The organism is Aristaeella lactis, from assembly GCF_018118585.1.
Taxonomy (GTDB): Bacteria; Bacillota; Clostridia; order Christensenellales; family Aristaeellaceae; genus Aristaeella; species Aristaeella lactis.
The window spans coordinates 1,158,154-1,174,785 of sequence record NZ_CP069421.1 but is presented as its reverse complement, the minus strand read 5'-3'; the positions used below and the strand labels follow the sequence as shown (position 1 = coordinate 1,174,785).

At 54.8% G+C, this 16,632-nt stretch carries 12 protein-coding genes; 5 read left to right on the top strand and 7 right to left on the bottom strand.

What is annotated here, in order from left to right; all coding sequences use genetic code 11:
* The first annotated feature begins 36 nt into the window (after positions 1–36).
* The 3 genes from JYE50_RS05500 (at position 37) to thiI (ending at position 3,068) form a co-directional block, all read left to right on the top strand.
* Positions 37–576: a DUF6106 family protein gene (locus tag JYE50_RS05500; protein ID WP_084094869.1), complete on the top strand. Its 540-nt coding sequence runs from the start codon at positions 37–39 to the stop codon at positions 574–576.
* Between the two features lie 3 nt (positions 577–579).
* Positions 580–1,731 (top strand): cysteine desulfurase family protein, encoded by a 1,152-nt coding sequence (locus JYE50_RS05495; protein WP_084094868.1) that lies wholly within the window; start codon positions 580–582, stop codon positions 1,729–1,731.
* Positions 1,732–1,922: 191 nt separating this feature from the next.
* Complete coding sequence (gene thiI / locus JYE50_RS05490; RefSeq protein ID WP_084094867.1) at positions 1,923–3,068, top strand: tRNA uracil 4-sulfurtransferase ThiI; 1,146 nt, start codon at positions 1,923–1,925, stop codon at positions 3,066–3,068.
* Positions 3,069–3,211: 143 nt separating this feature from the next.
* On the opposite strand, the gene JYE50_RS05485 is transcribed toward thiI, so the two are convergent.
* From JYE50_RS05485 to JYE50_RS05475, 3 genes are all read right to left on the bottom strand, one after another.
* Positions 3,212–3,619 (bottom strand): ATP-binding protein, encoded by a 408-nt coding sequence (locus JYE50_RS05485; RefSeq protein WP_084094866.1) that lies wholly within the window; start codon positions 3,617–3,619, stop codon positions 3,212–3,214.
* A 40-nt stretch (positions 3,620–3,659) separates the two neighbouring features.
* Positions 3,660–3,959 (bottom strand): STAS domain-containing protein, encoded by a 300-nt coding sequence (locus JYE50_RS05480; protein ID WP_084094865.1) that lies wholly within the window; start codon positions 3,957–3,959, stop codon positions 3,660–3,662.
* A gap of 163 nt (positions 3,960–4,122) precedes the next feature.
* Positions 4,123–7,236 carry an autotransporter outer membrane beta-barrel domain-containing protein gene (locus JYE50_RS05475; protein ID WP_084094864.1) on the bottom strand — a complete coding sequence of 1,038 codons (3,114 nt, stop codon included), beginning with the start codon at positions 7,234–7,236 and terminating at the stop codon, positions 4,123–4,125.
* A 404-nt stretch (positions 7,237–7,640) separates the two neighbouring features.
* On the opposite strand from JYE50_RS05475, the gene JYE50_RS05470 reads away from it, so the two are divergent.
* Positions 7,641–8,387 carry a transposase gene (locus JYE50_RS05470; protein WP_084094863.1) on the top strand — a complete coding sequence of 249 codons (747 nt, stop codon included), beginning with the start codon at positions 7,641–7,643 and terminating at the stop codon, positions 8,385–8,387.
* A 181-nt stretch (positions 8,388–8,568) separates the two neighbouring features.
* On the opposite strand, the gene JYE50_RS05465 is transcribed toward JYE50_RS05470, so the two are convergent.
* The 3 genes from JYE50_RS05465 to JYE50_RS05455 are packed head-to-tail and all read right to left on the bottom strand — an operon-like array spanning position 8,569 to position 13,457.
* Positions 8,569–10,758: an NHLP bacteriocin export ABC transporter permease/ATPase subunit gene (locus JYE50_RS05465; protein ID WP_084094862.1), complete on the bottom strand. Its 2,190-nt coding sequence runs from the start codon at positions 10,756–10,758 to the stop codon at positions 8,569–8,571.
* 17 nt (positions 10,759–10,775) lie between these two features.
* The gene (locus JYE50_RS05460; RefSeq protein WP_283399153.1) at positions 10,776–12,956 is read right to left on the bottom strand and encodes an NHLP family bacteriocin export ABC transporter peptidase/permease/ATPase subunit; all 2,181 of its coding nucleotides are present in this window, start codon (positions 12,954–12,956) and stop codon (positions 10,776–10,778) included.
* A gap of 12 nt (positions 12,957–12,968) precedes the next feature.
* Positions 12,969–13,457: a hypothetical protein gene (locus tag JYE50_RS05455; RefSeq protein ID WP_084094861.1), complete on the bottom strand. Its 489-nt coding sequence runs from the start codon at positions 13,455–13,457 to the stop codon at positions 12,969–12,971.
* Positions 13,458–13,801: 344 nt separating this feature from the next.
* On the opposite strand from JYE50_RS05455, the gene JYE50_RS05450 reads away from it, so the two are divergent.
* On the top strand, positions 13,802–16,069 hold the full coding sequence (locus tag JYE50_RS05450) for a leucine-rich repeat domain-containing protein (RefSeq protein ID WP_179138228.1): 2,268 nt from the start codon (positions 13,802–13,804) through the stop codon (positions 16,067–16,069).
* Positions 16,070–16,183: 114 nt separating this feature from the next.
* On the opposite strand, the gene JYE50_RS05445 is transcribed toward JYE50_RS05450, so the two are convergent.
* The gene (locus JYE50_RS05445) at positions 16,184–16,630 is read right to left on the bottom strand and encodes a hypothetical protein (RefSeq protein ID WP_084094859.1); all 447 of its coding nucleotides are present in this window, start codon (positions 16,628–16,630) and stop codon (positions 16,184–16,186) included.
* Between the last annotated feature and the right edge of the window lie 2 nt (positions 16,631–16,632).

Genomic DNA, 16,632 nt, shown 5'->3' with positions numbered 1-16,632 from the left:
TTCTGAATTCAGAATCACGAATTGGAGGAAAATCTTATGCCTTTCATGGATCACTTTCTGGAAGAAGTTGTTGTCAAGCACAAGAACGGTTTCAACCGCGCCCTGTACTACCTGAGCTGGATCGTGATCGTCCTCGCGGGCATCATTGCCAGTATGACGCTGGGGACGTTGAGCACCAATTTCAGCTGGTTCTCCGTTATTGTGATGCTTGTGTCTGCCGGTATCGCGGTGTATACCTACTGGATGCATGACAGGCTGCTGACAGAGTATGAGTATACTTTCACAAACGGCTCCCTGGATTTCGCGGAAGTGTATAACAACAAGAAGCGCAAGAGCCTGGGAAGCCTGAACGTGCGGAACGTGGAAGCCTTCGGAAAGGTTACCTCCTCTTCCTTCCAGCGGTACCTGAGCATGCCCGGCGTAAAGCGCATGAACTGGTTCCTGAACCGGGAAGCGGAGCTGTACTACTTCTATTTCACCAAGGAGCAGGACAAGAAGATGATCATCCTCGAGCCCAGCGATGAAATGGTGGATTATATCCGTAAATACCTGCCCAACGGGGCCTGGCGGGAGTAAGCGATGACTGTATATCTGGACAACAGCGCCACAACGAAGCCTTCACAGGCAGTCGCGGCGGCTGTTACGAAGCAGATGGAAAGCGGATGGTATAATCCATCCGCTTTATACAGGCCTGCCCTGGAAGTGCAGAAAGAGCTGGAAGCTGTTCGGGAAACCGTGCGGAAGGCGGCAGGCGCGGCGGGGCAGACCGTGATTTTCACATCCGGCGGAACCGAGGCGGATAACCTGGCGCTGCTGGGACACCTGAAGAGCCGGCGGAAGCCGGGCAGGGTGCTGATCTCCTCGGTGGAGCATCCGGCGGTGTCCGCCTGCGCGGATGAGATCCGGAAGATGGGCCATGCGGTGGACGAGATTCCCGCGGGGCCGGACGGCACGGTGGACCTGGCGAAGCTGGAGGAAATGCTGAGCGAGGACGTGCTCCTCATTTCCGTGATGCAGGTGAACAACGAGACCGGGGGCGTGGAGCCGCTGGAGGAGATCGTGAGCCTTCGGAACCGGCTGGCGCCGGAAGCCGCCATCCATGTGGACGGCGTACAGGGATTCCTGCGGATGCCGCTGGAATTCAACAGGCTGGGCATCCAGTCCTATGCCTTCAGCGGGCATAAGATCCACGGGCTGAAGGGAACCGGCGCGCTGATCGTACGGAAGGATCATCCGGTCCGGCCGGTGCAGTTCGGCGGCGGACAGGAAGGAAATATCCGGTCCGGTACGGAGAATACGTTCGGCATTATTGCCCTGGGTGAAGCCGTGAGGACCTGGGATCCGGAGGCGAATGACCGGATGCGGCGGCTGAAAATCAGGCTTAGGGACGCGCTGCTGGAGAAGGTCCCCGAGGCAGGAGTGAACGGGCCGGAAGAAAGCACGGAGCGGTGCGCGCCGCATATCCTGAATATCGCCCTGATGCCGGTGCGGAGCCAGACGATGCTTTTTGCGCTGGAAGGCGACGGGGTGTATGTGAGCGCCGGAAGCGCCTGCGCCAGCAGGAAGCAGAAGATCTCGCCGGTGCTGAAGGCCATGGGCGTCAGCACGGAGCGGGCGGACTGCTCGCTGCGGTTCAGCCTGTGCCCGTACACAACGGAAGAAGAAATTGACTATGCGGCCGCGTGCGTCGAAAAGCATTACAATATGCTGAAAAAGTTTACCCGGAGATAATTCAGAATTATGAATACTCAGGATGACGCTGACGAGTCTGGGTATGTATCGTGTAATTCTTAGTTACGGGTTATAATCTGAATCCGAAGGAGATCCTTCGATTCCGCCTGCGGCTTCACTCAGGATGACACCAATGAGTCTGGTTATGTATCCCTGATTATTAAACTATCGAGAAAAGGAACTGGTAAGCAATGCAGAATTTACTTCTTGTCCGCTACGGCGAAATCTTCCTGAAGGGACTGAACCGTCCTTACTTTATCCGCGCGCTGGTACGTAAGGTGCGTTATGCCGTGCGCGGCATGGGCGCGGAAGTGTGGGTCCATGATGGCCGGATCTTTGTCCGGGGCTTCAATGACCTGGAGGAGTGCATCAGCCGGGTGACGAAGGTTTTCGGTGTGCACAGCGTGTGCCCCGCGGTGGAGATGCCCAAGGAGGACTTTGAGGCCATTTGTGCCCAGGCGGTGGAGATGGCGAAGGACCTGAAAGGCACCTTCAAGGTCAATGCCCGCCGGGCGGACAAGCGGTATCCCATGAACTCCATGGCCATCAACGAGGAAGTGGGCTATCGCATTCTACAGGCCAATCCGAACCTGAAGGTGGACGTGCATAACCCCGAGCACCTGGTGAACATCGAGATCCGGGATATGGCCTATCTGTATGTGAAGGTGATCCCGGCGGTCGGTGGTATGCCCGTTGGTACCAACGGCAACGCGACGCTGCTGCTTTCCGGCGGCATTGACAGCCCGGTGGCGGGCTGGATGATCGCCAAGCGCGGCGTGCAGATCAACGCGGTGCACTTCCACAGCTATCCCTATACCTCTGACCGGGCGAAGGAAAAGGTGCTGGACCTGGCACGGAAGCTGTCCTTCAGCTGCTGCGGCATCAAGGTGTACATTGTACCCTTTACCGAGATCCAGATGGCTATTCACGAGAAGTGCCCGGAAGAATACACCACCCTGATCATGCGGCGGTATATGATGCGGATCGCGGAGCGCATTGCCCGGGATACGGAGAGCGAGGCGCTGATCACCGGCGAGAGTATCGGCCAGGTGGCCAGCCAGACCATGACAGCGCTTGGCACCACGGACGCGGTGGTGAACATGCCCGTATTCCGGCCGCTGATCGGCTTTGACAAGAGCGAGATCATCGACGTGGCCCGGAAGATCGACACCCTGGCCATCTCCGAGCTGCCCTATGAGGACTGCTGCACGGTGTTCACGCCCCGTCATCCGGCAACCCATCCCAAGATGGAGAAGATCCTGGAGGGAGAAGCGAAGCTGGACACGGAAGAGCTGATCGCCAAAGCCCTTGAAGGTGTGGAAATGGTAAGAGTATAAGCCAATTCATAATGGGCCATAGGGACGGTTCCGGTGGCCCATTTTAGGTGATGCTTGGTTTTTCCTGTTGTGTCGATTCGAAAATGGGCCACCGGAACCGTCCCTATGGCCCAATCCAACTGGCAAAAAAAGAAGATCTGGGATCAGATCTTCTTTTTCAGTGTCAGGATATTTTTGCCATCCGCTCGCTGGTATTCCATGGAATCCATGCTTTTCTTCACCATGTAGATTCCGAGACCGCCGATCTGGCGTTCGTCCGCGGAAAGGGTGATGTCCGGATCGGCTTTTGCAAGCGGATCGTAGGGGACGCCTTCATCCTCCAGGATAATGGTCACGATGGGGGAGTGTTCAACCCGGTCCAGCTTGATGGTGGCATTGCCGGTTTTCGGGGCATAGGCATAGCTGGCAATATTGACGAAGATCTCTTCCACTGCCACATCGATCTGCATCTGTGCTTTGGCGGAACAGTAGTTTTCTTCCAGAAAACTGTCCACAAAGCCCAGCACCTCGGACAGGTTATCCAGCGTGGCTTCCAGGGTCAGTTCTTTCAATGCGGTGCACCCTCCTTCCCGGGATGATCAGGAAATCACGTTAATCCTCCAGTGTCAGGATATCCGTGAAGCCGGTCACATCGAAGATCTCCATGATCTCCGGCTTGGAGTGGCGGACGATCATGCTGCCCTGCTTGTTCATCTTCTTCTGGGCGCTGAGCAGGACACGCAGTCCGGCGGAAGAAATATAGTCCAGATCGGCCAGGTCAAAGATCAGATCGGTAATGCCGTCCAGTGCGGTGGCCAGCTCGCCTTCCAGCTGCGGAGCGGTGGTGGTGTCCAGGCGGCCCTCAAGGGCGATCGTCAGTTTGGTGGATTCTGTGCTTTTCCGGATATTCATGTTCATACTTCCTTTACTGAATGGTTTGGGTGGGTATGTACAGATTATATAGGATAAGGCGTGAAGAATCAAGGGCTGAAAAGGGTTTGGACCGCCGTATCCTTCCGGTATGAATATAAAGAAGACAGGAGAGACCGGCTCTCCTGTCTGTTGTTTTGTCAGGTTATTTGGCGCAGGACCGCAGCACGGCGAGATCTGCTTCTGTGAACAGGAAGGAGAAACGTTCGCTGCCCACGATCAGGGTGAATTCACCTTTTTCGTTGATTGGCATTTCCAAACCGTCCGGTCCGATGAGATACAGAGTGCCATCACTGTACAGAGTGATCTTGCCTGTAAAAGTGGTGCGGCGGCCGTTCAGAAGGTGGATTGTGAAAGTGCCGCCGCGGAAGCAGTTCAGCTGTACGCTTCCGGTAAGGTCGGTTGCTGTGAGGAGAGGCCGGGCAACATAAACAGCAATTTCAGCGGGCTTGTTGATGGACTCGTCAATCGGCTGGGGTTCGGGCTGGGGTTCGGGTTTGGGTTCGGGTTTGGGTTCGGGTTTCGGCGCGGGCTTGGGTTCGGGATCGGGCTGGGGCTTGGGTTCCGGCTGGGGTTCCGGTTCAGGCTCAACATAATCCTTCAGGATTACGGAGAAGAGTACGCCGCCGCCGCGCGGAACGATCATGAAATAGTTGCCGTAGCTGTCCTGGACCAGCTTGTTATGGGCCTGGTCGCCGTATACCTCGTCGATCATCAGGCCAGCGGGCACGTCAATCTTCAGCACAATGATGTCGCCTTCATTGGCAACGTCGCGGCCTTTGTAATCCCTGGTGCCGTTTGTGTGGATGATGCCCTCCTGGCTGGGGTCAACCCGGATAATGTACTGGATGGCTTTTTCAGCTTCCCGGTCGGCAACAAGCTTCTTGCTGTCCGTGGTTTCGTCATATTCCTCACGCTTGACGTAGTCGCCGTCCCTGTCTGCCGTCATTTCCCATACGGTCAGGGTCAGGTTATTGCCGAGGGTCGTGTCGTCCTTGAGCACAACGCTGGTGCCGCCGGTGGCGACCAGGGAGCCGTCGATGATCAGGTCGGTCTTTTCTTCTCCGGCCGCGGTTAGTTCAACGCCGTTGCCGTCGCTGATCACGTCGCGCCCGATGACAATCTGGGTCGTGCCTTCGTTTGCCACGGTGACGCAGTCGTATACATTGCCTTCTTCGTCGTAATACAGCGCGGTGCCGTCTTCCTGTTCCGCTTCATACACTTGAACGACTTTGCCGTCGATGATCTGGTCGCCCAGGGAGATGCCGTTCAGATCCTCGGGGTTGACTTTTTCCGCGCTGCTGGCGGCAAATTCTTCATGGGCATGCCGGTTGAGGACGATACCGGTGTCGTTGACGCCGCCTTCGACCACCAGGTCAGTCGCGACGTTGATGTTGATGTCGCCTTCCAGGGCGTCCACGCGGATACCGGTGGCGGTGTGGTCACCTTCTTCATTGGTGTCCAGGGAGGTCACCTTCACGTTGTCACCGATGTTGATGTTGGTTTCATTGAATTTGTTATCGCTCCGGACGCTGATGCCCGTAAGCTCCCTGGATTCGCCTTTGACAATCAGGTCTTCGCCCACATTCACGTTTGTCACGTCTGTGTTTTCGTAGTCAATACGCTCACGGGCATAGGTTATCTGGGTTTCCGGTTTGTATTCCTCACCGGTTATTTCATACTTTTTGTATGTATTTCCCGGATAGACGACCGTGATATTTTGTTCGTCATTAATGCCCCATCTGGAAATGGTGGGGTTGTCCGGGTCGTTATCCTTGTGGAGGGGGATAGGAGTATCTGTATACACGTCTGTTGTGTATTCGTAGAGAATGTCGTCGTTGTATTGCTCGGTGTTTTCGTTGAGCGTGCTCTTGTGATCGAGCGTGAACGTCACCTCATCCCCTGTGGTGGCGGGGTTCAGAATGGATTTGAGCTCGTTGCGCCCTGCCGGCAGATCATCCACGTTGTCAAACGTGCCGGCTTCAATCCATTCAAGGTCGCCGACATTGTTCACGGCAATGCCGGTTCCGCCGTTGGAGGTAATGCTTCCCTGGACATCAACGTTGACTTCGGAATTGTTGTTCCTGATCTTCAGGGCGTCTTCCTTGGCTGTAATGTCTTCTTCGATCGTGACGTTGTATTTGCCGTCATGCTGGGAACCAATGCTGACTTCGCCTTCGACATTCGCGGCCTGCACATTGATGTTGGCGCCGTCAAGGTGATCTTCGTTTTTATTTTCGTTCAGATAAACATGGCCGTAAATGGTTCCGTCTACGTCATAATTAGCGGTTCCGCCTCCCTTGACCGTGGCGTTGATGCCGCCTTGTGAGGCATTGGGGTCGCCGACATTGCCGGTAATGTTTGCGTTGGCTTCGCCGCCTGCGAAGTAGGATTCTACCTGTATTTTGACGTCGCCGTTAATGTTCGCTTCACGCGTACCGTCTTCACCGCGGAACCGGATCTCGGACACATTGCCTTCCTTCAGGTTGAGCTGGGCCAGGCTGCCGTCGTCGTTGGAGGACAGCGTGGCGCGTCTGCCGAGACCCTGCCCCTCGTTGTCAATATTGATGACCGACGTACCGCCGTCCGCTGCGCTGATTTTCACATCGCCGTTGGCCGTGCTGAGCAGTGTAACGGCGGTGTTGCTGCCTTCACCCGTGGAGGAGGCGTTCACAAGTGTATGATCGAGGTATAGGCCTTCTGTGTCCTCGCCGGCAATTACCTGTCCCTCGGCCGTCACCGTGGTCTGGCCGCCGGAACTGGATTCTGCCTTGATGGCTGTGGGATCGCCGGGCACATTGGAACCGGCCGTTTCAGCGATAACCATGCCTCTCACGTTGATGTCGGCCGTGCCTTCATTTTCAGCGAAAACATGAAGGGCGGTGGGCTCGGATTGCGTTATCGGCTCTCCAGCGTAGCTGACGTGAATGTAGATGTTTGTTAAACCTACATTGTTTCTGTGTCCGTTCGCAGCGCCGAGCGTAACGGCAGTTTGCTCCGGGCCCTTTTCTTTACCGTCGTTTTCAATATAGACCCAGTTGACTAACTGGCCGGAGATGTTCCCTGTATCGGCCACATAATTAAGTGGATTTGTATGATTGATCGGGTAATAATCCCTTTCCGGGGCTGTGCCGCTGAGCTCTTCCTCCGGTATTTCTGCATCGATCATCTCTTCTGCGAAAGCAGGAATGCCGATGCTGCCCGTCAGGAGTGACAGGGTAAGAACCGAAGCCAGAAAGATCCGATAAAACTTTTTCATACAATACCTCCAGGACTTGATATGGTGTTGAAACAACTGTCCGTTTTACTATCCATACATAGATACGTACAAGTTTGAACAGCTGTCAGCAGACAATTAAAAAATCCGAAAAAAATCAGCAAAAGCCTTATAACGGTATCTCATTGTCTCAGAAAGCTTTTGCCTGTATAAAAATACCATGATTTAACAGTTTCATGCAAGGGGAAAATTGCAAAAAACGGAAGAAAAATGAAAAGGGTGACAGAGGGACGGGGTTTTTGTCAACTTTTTTGAAGGCCCGGATCGGGTGTTTGTTTTGGAAAAGTTGACAAAAACCCCGTCCCTCTGTCAACTCAGATTATTTTTTTGTTCGCCTTGAGTTCACGGAATAGACCACTTATACTGATACCAAGGGGGTGAGAATCATGCCCAGAACAGCGAGAATAAAAAGCGTAAGCGGGTATTATCACATTGTGGCAAGAGGAATTGCAAGACAGGTTCTTTTTGAAGAAGACGCTGATTATCTTTTTTTCTTGAAAATCTTAAAGAAATACAAAGAAGAAGAAAAGTTTAAGCTTCTCGCTTTCTGCCTGATGGAGAATCACTTTCACTTGTTGGTTCAAATTGACAGCGGGATGGATCGGGTGATGAATAAAATCTCAACCACCTATGCAAAGTATTATAATACGAAATATGAACGAATCGGATATCTGTTCCAGGACAGGTATAAGAGTAAGGCGATTGAAAGCGGATCCTATCTGCTGAGCGCGATGCGCTATATTCATAATAATCCTGTGAAGGCAGGGCTGTGTTCTGTGGATCAGTACCGCTGGAGCAGCTGGAAGTACTATGACGGGGTCACAGGAATGGTGGACGCAGATATTGTTCTGAATATGCTGGGTGGAAAAAGCGGTTTTATGGAATACAGTATGTATACGGGGCATGACCAGGATGATGGATATTTTGAATTCAAAGATCCAAGCCGACTGACTGATTCCCGGGCCCAGGAGAAGATCAGAGAATTGCTGCATATGGAAAGCGGTACAAAGATTCAGGAACTGGATCGAGTCAAGAGAAATAAGGCCTTGCGAATTCTTAAGGATGGGGGATTGTCCATCCGACAGATTGAAAGGCTGACCGGCATAACCCGCGGTATCGTGATGAAGGCATAGTTGACAGAGGGACGGGGTTTTTGTCAACTTTTTTGAAGGCCCGGATCGGATTTTATAGTTTGGAAAAGTTGACAAAAACCCCGTCCCTCTGTCAACTTCAACCAACTGAAAAGGAAGCTGTTGTTCATAAACAGCTTCCCTTTTTGATTCGAAGAGAGTTGACAAAAACCCCGTCCCTCTGTCAACTCTCGTTGCTGAGCTTCTGGCGCTCGACCAGCTCGGCAAAGATGCCGTTCTTTGCGATCAGCTCTTCGTATGTGCCGTCCTCGGCGATCTTTCCGCCGTCGATGACGAGAATGCGGTCGCAGTGCTTAATGGTGCTCAGGCGGTGGGCGATGACGATGCGGGTGCACTTCATCTTGTCCAGGGCTTCGGACACCTTGCGCTGGGTGATGTTGTCCAGGGCGCTGGTGGCCTCGTCAAAGATCAGGATGCGGGGCTTGGGGGCGATGGCCCGGGCGATCATCAGGCGCTGGCGCTGACCGCCGGAAATGGTGCCGCCGCCGTCCTGCAGGACCGTATGCATGCCCATAGGCATATCCCTGATGTCATCCGCGATGCCGGCGATCTCCGCGGCCTCCCAGGCTTCCTCCAGCTTGAGGGTGGGGGCGGAGATGACGATGTTGTCAAAGATGCTGCCGGAGAAGAGCCGGCCGTCCTGCATGACGGTACCGATCTGCCTCCGGACGGAACGCATGTCCAGCTGCTGCAGGTCCTTGCGGTCGTAGTTGATGACGCCGCGGGTAGGCTTTTCAAAACCCAGGAGCAGGCGTACCAGGGTGCTCTTTCCGCAGCCGCTCTTGCCGACGATCGCCACATACTGCCGGGCGGGAATGGTGAGGCAGAAGTCCTCAAAGATGGGCTTGCTGTCCGGATCGTAGCTGAAGGTGACGTGGCTGATCTCGATATTGCCGCTGAGGCGGGTCACGGTCTCCCGGTTGCCGCTGGCCTCGGGCGTTGCTTCCAGCAGGGGCTTGATCAGCTGGATGACCGGCTTGATGGACGCGGCGGACAGGGCCATGGTGGCCAGGGCGGAGAAAGCGGTGGAAATGTTCGCGTAGGACGCGTTGAAGGCGAAGTAGTCAGCGATGCTGACCCTGCTCTTCACGGCGATGAAATACATGACCGCCGTACCGATGAGGGAGATGGCTGTTGTCAGAACGCTGCTGAGCCGGATGATGGCCGGCGGGTTGAAGGTGGTGGAAGCGCTCTGGACATACAGCTCAGACCACTTGGCGAAGGCCCGGTTCTCCGCACCGGAGAGGCGGATCTTTTGGATGCCGTTGATGAGGCTGTATACCAGGCCCCGTTCCCGGGCGACCTGCACCATGGTTTCCTGGTCAATGCGCATCTGCACCCGGGCGGAGATCAGGCTCACGGCCAGTGTCAGCAGGGTGACGATCAGGCTGGGCCAGACAAGGCTCGGAGCGAAGGTCATGATCTGCCCTAAATAGATCAGGGAGAAAAGGCCTGTGACCGCGGTGCTGAACAGGCTGTCCACTAGAGTGGTGCACAGGCTGTCCATATAGCTGATGTACTGGTTGAGTTCACCCACGCTGTAGGACTTGAAGAAGGAGGCGGGCAGGCTCAGGATCCGCATCATGGTGGCGGCGCTGACGTTGATGTTCAGCTTATACCGGATGCGGGACAAAAGCATATTCCGGATAATGGTCAGAAGGATTCCGGTGATCGTGGCGAAGAGCAGGAAGCTCACCACGGCCAGCAGGAGCCTGGTGCTGCCGGTGGCAATGACCGTGCCGGTCAGGATCTGGTTCAGCTTCGGGATCAGCAGGCCCACCAGGGTGATGGCCAGGGCGGCGACGCCGAAGCTGACCAGGTCGCGGCCGGTGAGACAGCTCATCATATACTTCAGGAGGTCCCGCAGTTTCAGGGCCCGCATGGGCAGGGGACGGTAGAAGCACAGCGCTTCCTCACTGATGTTCGCGGCGGTATGGACGTTGACGCCCACCTTTTTGCCGGTGGCGGGGTCCATGTACTCATAGCCGCCCATCTCGCTGGGCAGCACGGCGATGACCGCACCGGAATCCTTCAGGCTTGCGATCATGGGGCCCATGGCGTCATTCTGCCAGCCCTTGGTGAGAATGATCTCACGGTACAGGATGCCCGTGGAGGACAGCAGGTAATCCAGCCGGTCCCGCAGGCCGCGGACGGTCGGGGGAACCTCTTTTTCCTTGACGCCCATGTGGCGCAGGAGGGCGCTGACCGCATCGCTGACGTCTTCCTGGTCGTTCAGCAGGCTCTTGCGGACTTTCCGGCCTGTGACGCTCCGGGCGATGTTCTCAAAGGAGTCGCTCAGCAGCTCCCGTTCATGTTTTTTTCGGAATTCAATCTGATCATCAAACCAGCCCATGCTTCGCGCCTCCTTTCTTACTCATTGCTGACCAGGGCAGTGTAATACCCGCCCTGGGCGTACAGTTCGTCATGGGTGCCGCGCTCCACGATCTTTCCCTTGTCCAGGACGATGATCTCATCGCAGTCCCGGATGGTGGAAAGGCGGTGGGCGATAATGATACAGGTGATGCCGCGGGCGTTGATGGACTTGATGACCTCGTACTCGGTCCGGGCGTCCAGGGCGCTGGTGGCTTCATCCATGATGCAGATGGTGGGATCCTGGGAAAGGGCCCGGGCGATCTCCAGGCGCTGGCGCTGCCCGCCGGACAGATCGCGTCCGCCATCCAGGAGCTTGTGCAGGAAGCCGCCTTCCCGGGTGACGATATCATCATAGATGCCGGCGTCCCGGGCGGCCAGGGTGACTTCAAAGTCCTCAATGGAGTCATCCCACATTTTGATGTTCTGGCTGACCGTGTCCTCGAACAGGGTGATATCCTGGTCGATGACGCTGACGGAACCGGTGAACACGTCCCGGTCGATCTCATCCAGGGAGGCGCCGTCGAAGGTGATTGTGCCGCTCCAGGGACGGTACAGGCCGGAGATCAGTTTGGCCAGGGTGCTCTTGCCGCAGCCGGTGCGGCCGACGAAGGCGATCTTCTGGCCGGGCTTCACGGTCATGGAGAAATCGGTGATCTGCGGTTTGCCCAGGCGGGAATAGCCGAAGGTGACGTTCTTCAGCTCAATGGCGCCGGAGAGCTTCTGGTACTCGGCGGTCTTCTCACGGGGTCTGAAGGAAGGATCTTCGGGATAGCTCATGACGTCGTCCACCCGCTCCATCTGGGTGGTCATCTCCTGCATGCTCTGGCCCGCGTTGATAAGGGCGCTGGCCGGGGCCATGAAGGAACCCAGGAAGCCCTGGAAGGCCATGACCATACCGGCGGTGAACCGGCCGCGGATGACCAGCAGCACGCCGAGACCCAGAACGGCGATATTGGCCGCCGCGGTGATGGCGCTGGGCAGGGTGCCCAGGAAGAGATTCAGTTTGGTATAGGAAACGCTCTGTGTGTTCACGCTGGCCTGGTAGCCGGCCCACCGGCCGAAGAAGCCGTTCTCCGCGCCGCTGGACTTGATGGTCTCGATCATGGAGATGCCGGACATGGTGGCGGAAGAGAGCTTCGCTGAGTCCCGCTGCTGTACGCGGGTGATGTTCAGGCGCCTGGCGGTGACCAGGGCGGAAACGATCAGGTTCAGGATGATGGCCCCGACGCCGATGGCCGCCAGCAGCGGGCTGTAATGGATCATGACCGCCAGGTAGAAGATCATCATGGCGCCCTGGATGACCAGGGGAGCGAAGATCTGCACCAGGGTGGTGGCGATGGTCGCGTTGGTGCTCTGGCGGTCGGCAATATCACCGCTCATACGCTGGGAGAAGAACTGCATCGGCAGGCGGAGCACCTTCCAGAGGTAGCTGCTGCTGCCGTAGGAGGTCATCTTGCCCTGGATGCGCAGGGAATAGGTGGCGGAGATCCAGGTGACCGCGATGCTGATCAGCGTGAAGAGCAGGAACAGCAGGATGAACGGGGTCAGCCAGTCCGGGTTGCTGCCGGAGAGCAGCCGGTCCAGGAAGGTCCGGGAGAAAGCCGGCTGGATGATGCCCATGAGGCTGGCGATGGTGGTGGTCAGCACCACAAAGGCGACGGCGGTGCCGCTGCCCTTCAGGCGCTCTTTGGCATAGGAAATAACGCTCTTGGGCTTGCCGGAGGGGACGAAGGCTTCTCCGGGCTCAAAGCACAGGCATACGCCGGTGAACTCCCGGTCGAACTCCTCCCATTCCACTTTCACACGGCCACGGGCAGGGTCGTTGATGACCGCGCGGTTTCCCTGGAAGCCGCACAGGACCACGAAGTGGTTGAAGCCCCAGTGGATGATGCAGGGGAAGGGGCCTTCCTTCTGCAGGTCTTCGGGCTCCACCCGCCAGGCGTTGGCGGTCATGCCGTAGCTGCGGGCCGCCACCATGATGTTCTTGGCGCTGGCGCCGTCCATGGAAACGCCGCAGTCCACGCGGGCCTGCTCCAGCGGGATCCACATTTTATAGTAGTGCATGATCATGGTCAGGGAGGCGGCACCGCATTCCAGCGCCTCCATCTGCATGACCACGGGTACGCGGGCCACGCCCTTCTCAATGGGCTTTGGCACCGCTTTCTTCAATCCAAACACGCCGAACCCTCCTTACTGCAGCAGCAGGGAGATGGGCTGCAGGTCCTCCGTGACAGCCACCCCGGCATAGACGCCGTCTTTGAGGTCCGTGTCCGCGGGGACGAGCACCACCGGATCGCCGATGTTCAGCTCTCCGGCCTTCATGACGCGCAGGGGAGTGTCCTTCTCGATCATGACGAGCTCACATTCCGCTTCCGTGTCCAGGGGGTATTCCCGGCCTTCCAGGGTGATCACGCCCTGGGCCATGACGCCGTCCACCTTGTTATAGGGGACATAGCAGACAGTCTTGCCTTCTGAAACGGAAACAGCGACCTTCGCCGTTGTGCGGATATGGCCGAAGATTCCCCACAGGATGGCGCCTACCAGCAGCACGATGACCGCGGCTAGGATCAGCCAGACTCCGGGGGAGGTCACGCGCAGGTAATCATTCAGGCTCTCGGGGGATTCCACGGCTTCCAGGCTTTTCTCCCGGAAAAGCTTTGTTTTTGTCTGTTCGGACATGAGTGCAGCCTCCTCGGCATCAAATTGTACAAAAACCTATGGACAAGTATAACAAAGTTCTTGCACCGGGACAACAGAAAAGTTACCGGGAGGGATGAAAAGATAGATTCAGGGACGAATGACAGGATTGGAAAAAACGGAACCCCGGGACGGTTCCTCTGTTCCACTTTTTGAAAATGGAACTAGGAACCGTCCCGGGGTTCCGTTTTCGGGTGCGGATTTGTCTCTTTCCGGTTGTAAATTTTAACAAAAGTATTAACAAATCTGAAAACGTGAAAGAAATGGGCGGCTCATTCGTCAGATTAATATACGGGCTTCAGGTGAAGCAGAAAGGATGTGACGAAATGAAAAGTCATTCATGGTGCAAAATCTGGACTCTGGTAATCTGTTTAATGCTTGTATGCCTGGCTTGCGCAGGCGCCGCGGGGGAAGCCGCGGAGGATGAGTTTACTATTGAAGGAACCACCCTGGTGAAATATAACGGCCCCGGCGGGGAAGTGACCGTGCCGGACGGGATTGAGAAACTGGGCACATGGGCATTCGATGGCGCCCGGGTGACAAAGGTCAACCTGCCGGAAACGCTGAAGGAGATTGACAGCTTCTGTTTCTTTGCGTGTTATGAACTGACAGATATTACCCTGCCGGCATCTCTGACAAACCTTGAGTATGATGAGAACGGAATAGAAAAATCACAGATTTTCGCGTTCAATTCGTCACTGAGCGAAATAAAGGTGGCGGAGGGCAATCCGAATTATAAATCCATAGACGGTGTGCTTTTTACCGCGGACGGCAAAAGACTGCTCTATTATCCGGATGGGAAATATAATGACGGAGAGTATGCCATTCCGGAGGGAACAGTGGAACTGGGATATTCCCCGTTCAGCTCCGCGAATCTGAAGTCGATCAGCATTCCTTCAACCATGGAGAAGCTGGATAAATACGATGAAAATCCTTTCACGGCCATACTGACACTGGAAGAAATCAATGTATCGCCGGATAATAAAAAGTATTATTCGATAGATGGTGTCCTGTATAAAGACAATACGTTGATTTCTTATCCGGCAAGCAAATCCGGGACAGAACTGGCGGCAGAGGTTTTTCCTGAAAAGGTGACGAATATCGCGCTGGAAGCTTTTGCGTGCAATCGTAACCTGGTTACCGTTGAAATACCGGAAGGAGTAGAATACGTCGGATGGATGAGCTTTTGCTCTTCTCTGTCCCTGGAAAGCGTTACGATTCCGGCTTCTGTAAAAGAGATCAGCGCGTATGCGTTTGATTCATGCCGGACCCTTCAGAAAGTTGTTATTCTGAATCCTCGTGTTCTGCTGCCTGACAACAGTTTCATTGAGGAAAAATATCGTGAAATCAATAAATATATCATCATACAGGATTCGGATCAGGCGGTGCTTTACGGGTATGACAACAGCACTACCCAGGCTTACGCCGAAAAATGGGGCCTGAAGTTTGAATCCCTGGGACCGGCACCGGAGGAAGTGTCGGCGAATACGGAAACGGAACCTGAGTGTGAGCCGGTGGACGTCATGGCCGAGCAGGAAGCCCGGTGGGCGGAAGAGTACAAGGACTTTGAGATCAAGGGAAACACCCTGGTCAAATATAAGGGATCCGGCGGAGAAGTGACCGTGCCCTATATGATTGAAGTGCTGGGTGAGTCCGCGTTTTATGACAGCATGGTCACGAAAGTGAATCTGCCTCGCGGGCTGAAGGAGATCAGAAGCTACTGCTTCTGGAACTGCCCTGAACTGTGTGAAATTACGCTGCCAGCATCATTGAGGAATCTGGAATACTATATTGATGCAACAACAGGTTATGTGCCAATACAGGCGCAGGTGTTCAGCAACAACCCGAAGCTTGAGGCAATCAACGTGGAGGAAGGCAACCCGCTGTACAAGTCGATTGACGGCGTATTGTTTTCCGCAGACGGGAAGACATTGATTTATTATCCGGACGGAAAGAAAACAGATCTGTATATCATTCCGGAAGGAACGGAAGAACTGGGATACACTGCCTTCAGTTATCCCGAAATATCAGCGATCCATCTTCCGTCCACGCTGAGGCAGCTGCACAGCGACGGCGGTGACTTTTCGGGAATATCCACACTGAAGGGTGTTTATGTTTCCCCTGAAAATCAATTCTATTATTCTGTGGATGGCGTACTGTACAGCCGTAACAGGAAATCACTGATTTTCTATCCGAACAACAGGGAAGAAACCGAGCTTAAACCGGAGGATTTCCAGAAGGGGATTATCAACATCGGAGCCTTTGCCTTCCAGCAAGATAAGAACCTGAAGACGGTTGAACTACCGGAAGGAATTGAAGTAATCGACTGGATGGCCTTTTCCTGGGCGAAATCCCTGGAAAGCGTGACGGTGCCTGCTTCTGTTGGGTATATTTCCGGATATGCCTTTGTTGACTGCCACAAGCTGGAAAAGCTCGTGATTCTCAATCCGAATGTCAACCTGCCGGATGACAACCTCATCACGGAAAATACACCCTGGGTGACACTGTACGGATATGAGAACAGCACGGTCCAGGCCTATGCGGAGAAGCATAACCTGAAGTTTGAGTCCCTTGGACCTGTACCGGAAGAATGAACATAGAATAAAAACGGAACCCCGGGACGGTTCCTCTGTTCCACTTTTTTGAAAATGGAACTAGGAACCGTCCCGGGGTTCCGTTTTTCCCCCTGGCCGATCCTTCATTCGGGTTCAGCAGATCCACTCATATTCCACGTAATCCGCAAACAGTTCTATATGGATAGAACAACGTGAACTAAGCCTGATGAACATGGCATTATAGTTGACATAATGCGCGTTGTACGAAAGACTGCCGTCCTTCGTTAATTCAGGAAGCTTTTTATAATCATAAACCCTGAAGTGAGATTTATGAGCATACGGATCCCGTGCCCACCAATGGTAGGCAATTGATTCCAGAAATATGATCTCTATATCATCCAGATCATAGATCAGGTGATACCGGATGATCAGGGATTTCGCTTCCGGTTTGATGGCCTGGATCGAATCATGCAGGTTAATATCATCTTCGAATGTGAATTCAAGGAACCCGTCCTTCAGGGCGACCTCCCTGATCAAACAGTCATGGGGAACGGGGATCCGGGGCAGGGTTTCTTTATTGAGATAATAGACTTCTTTCATAA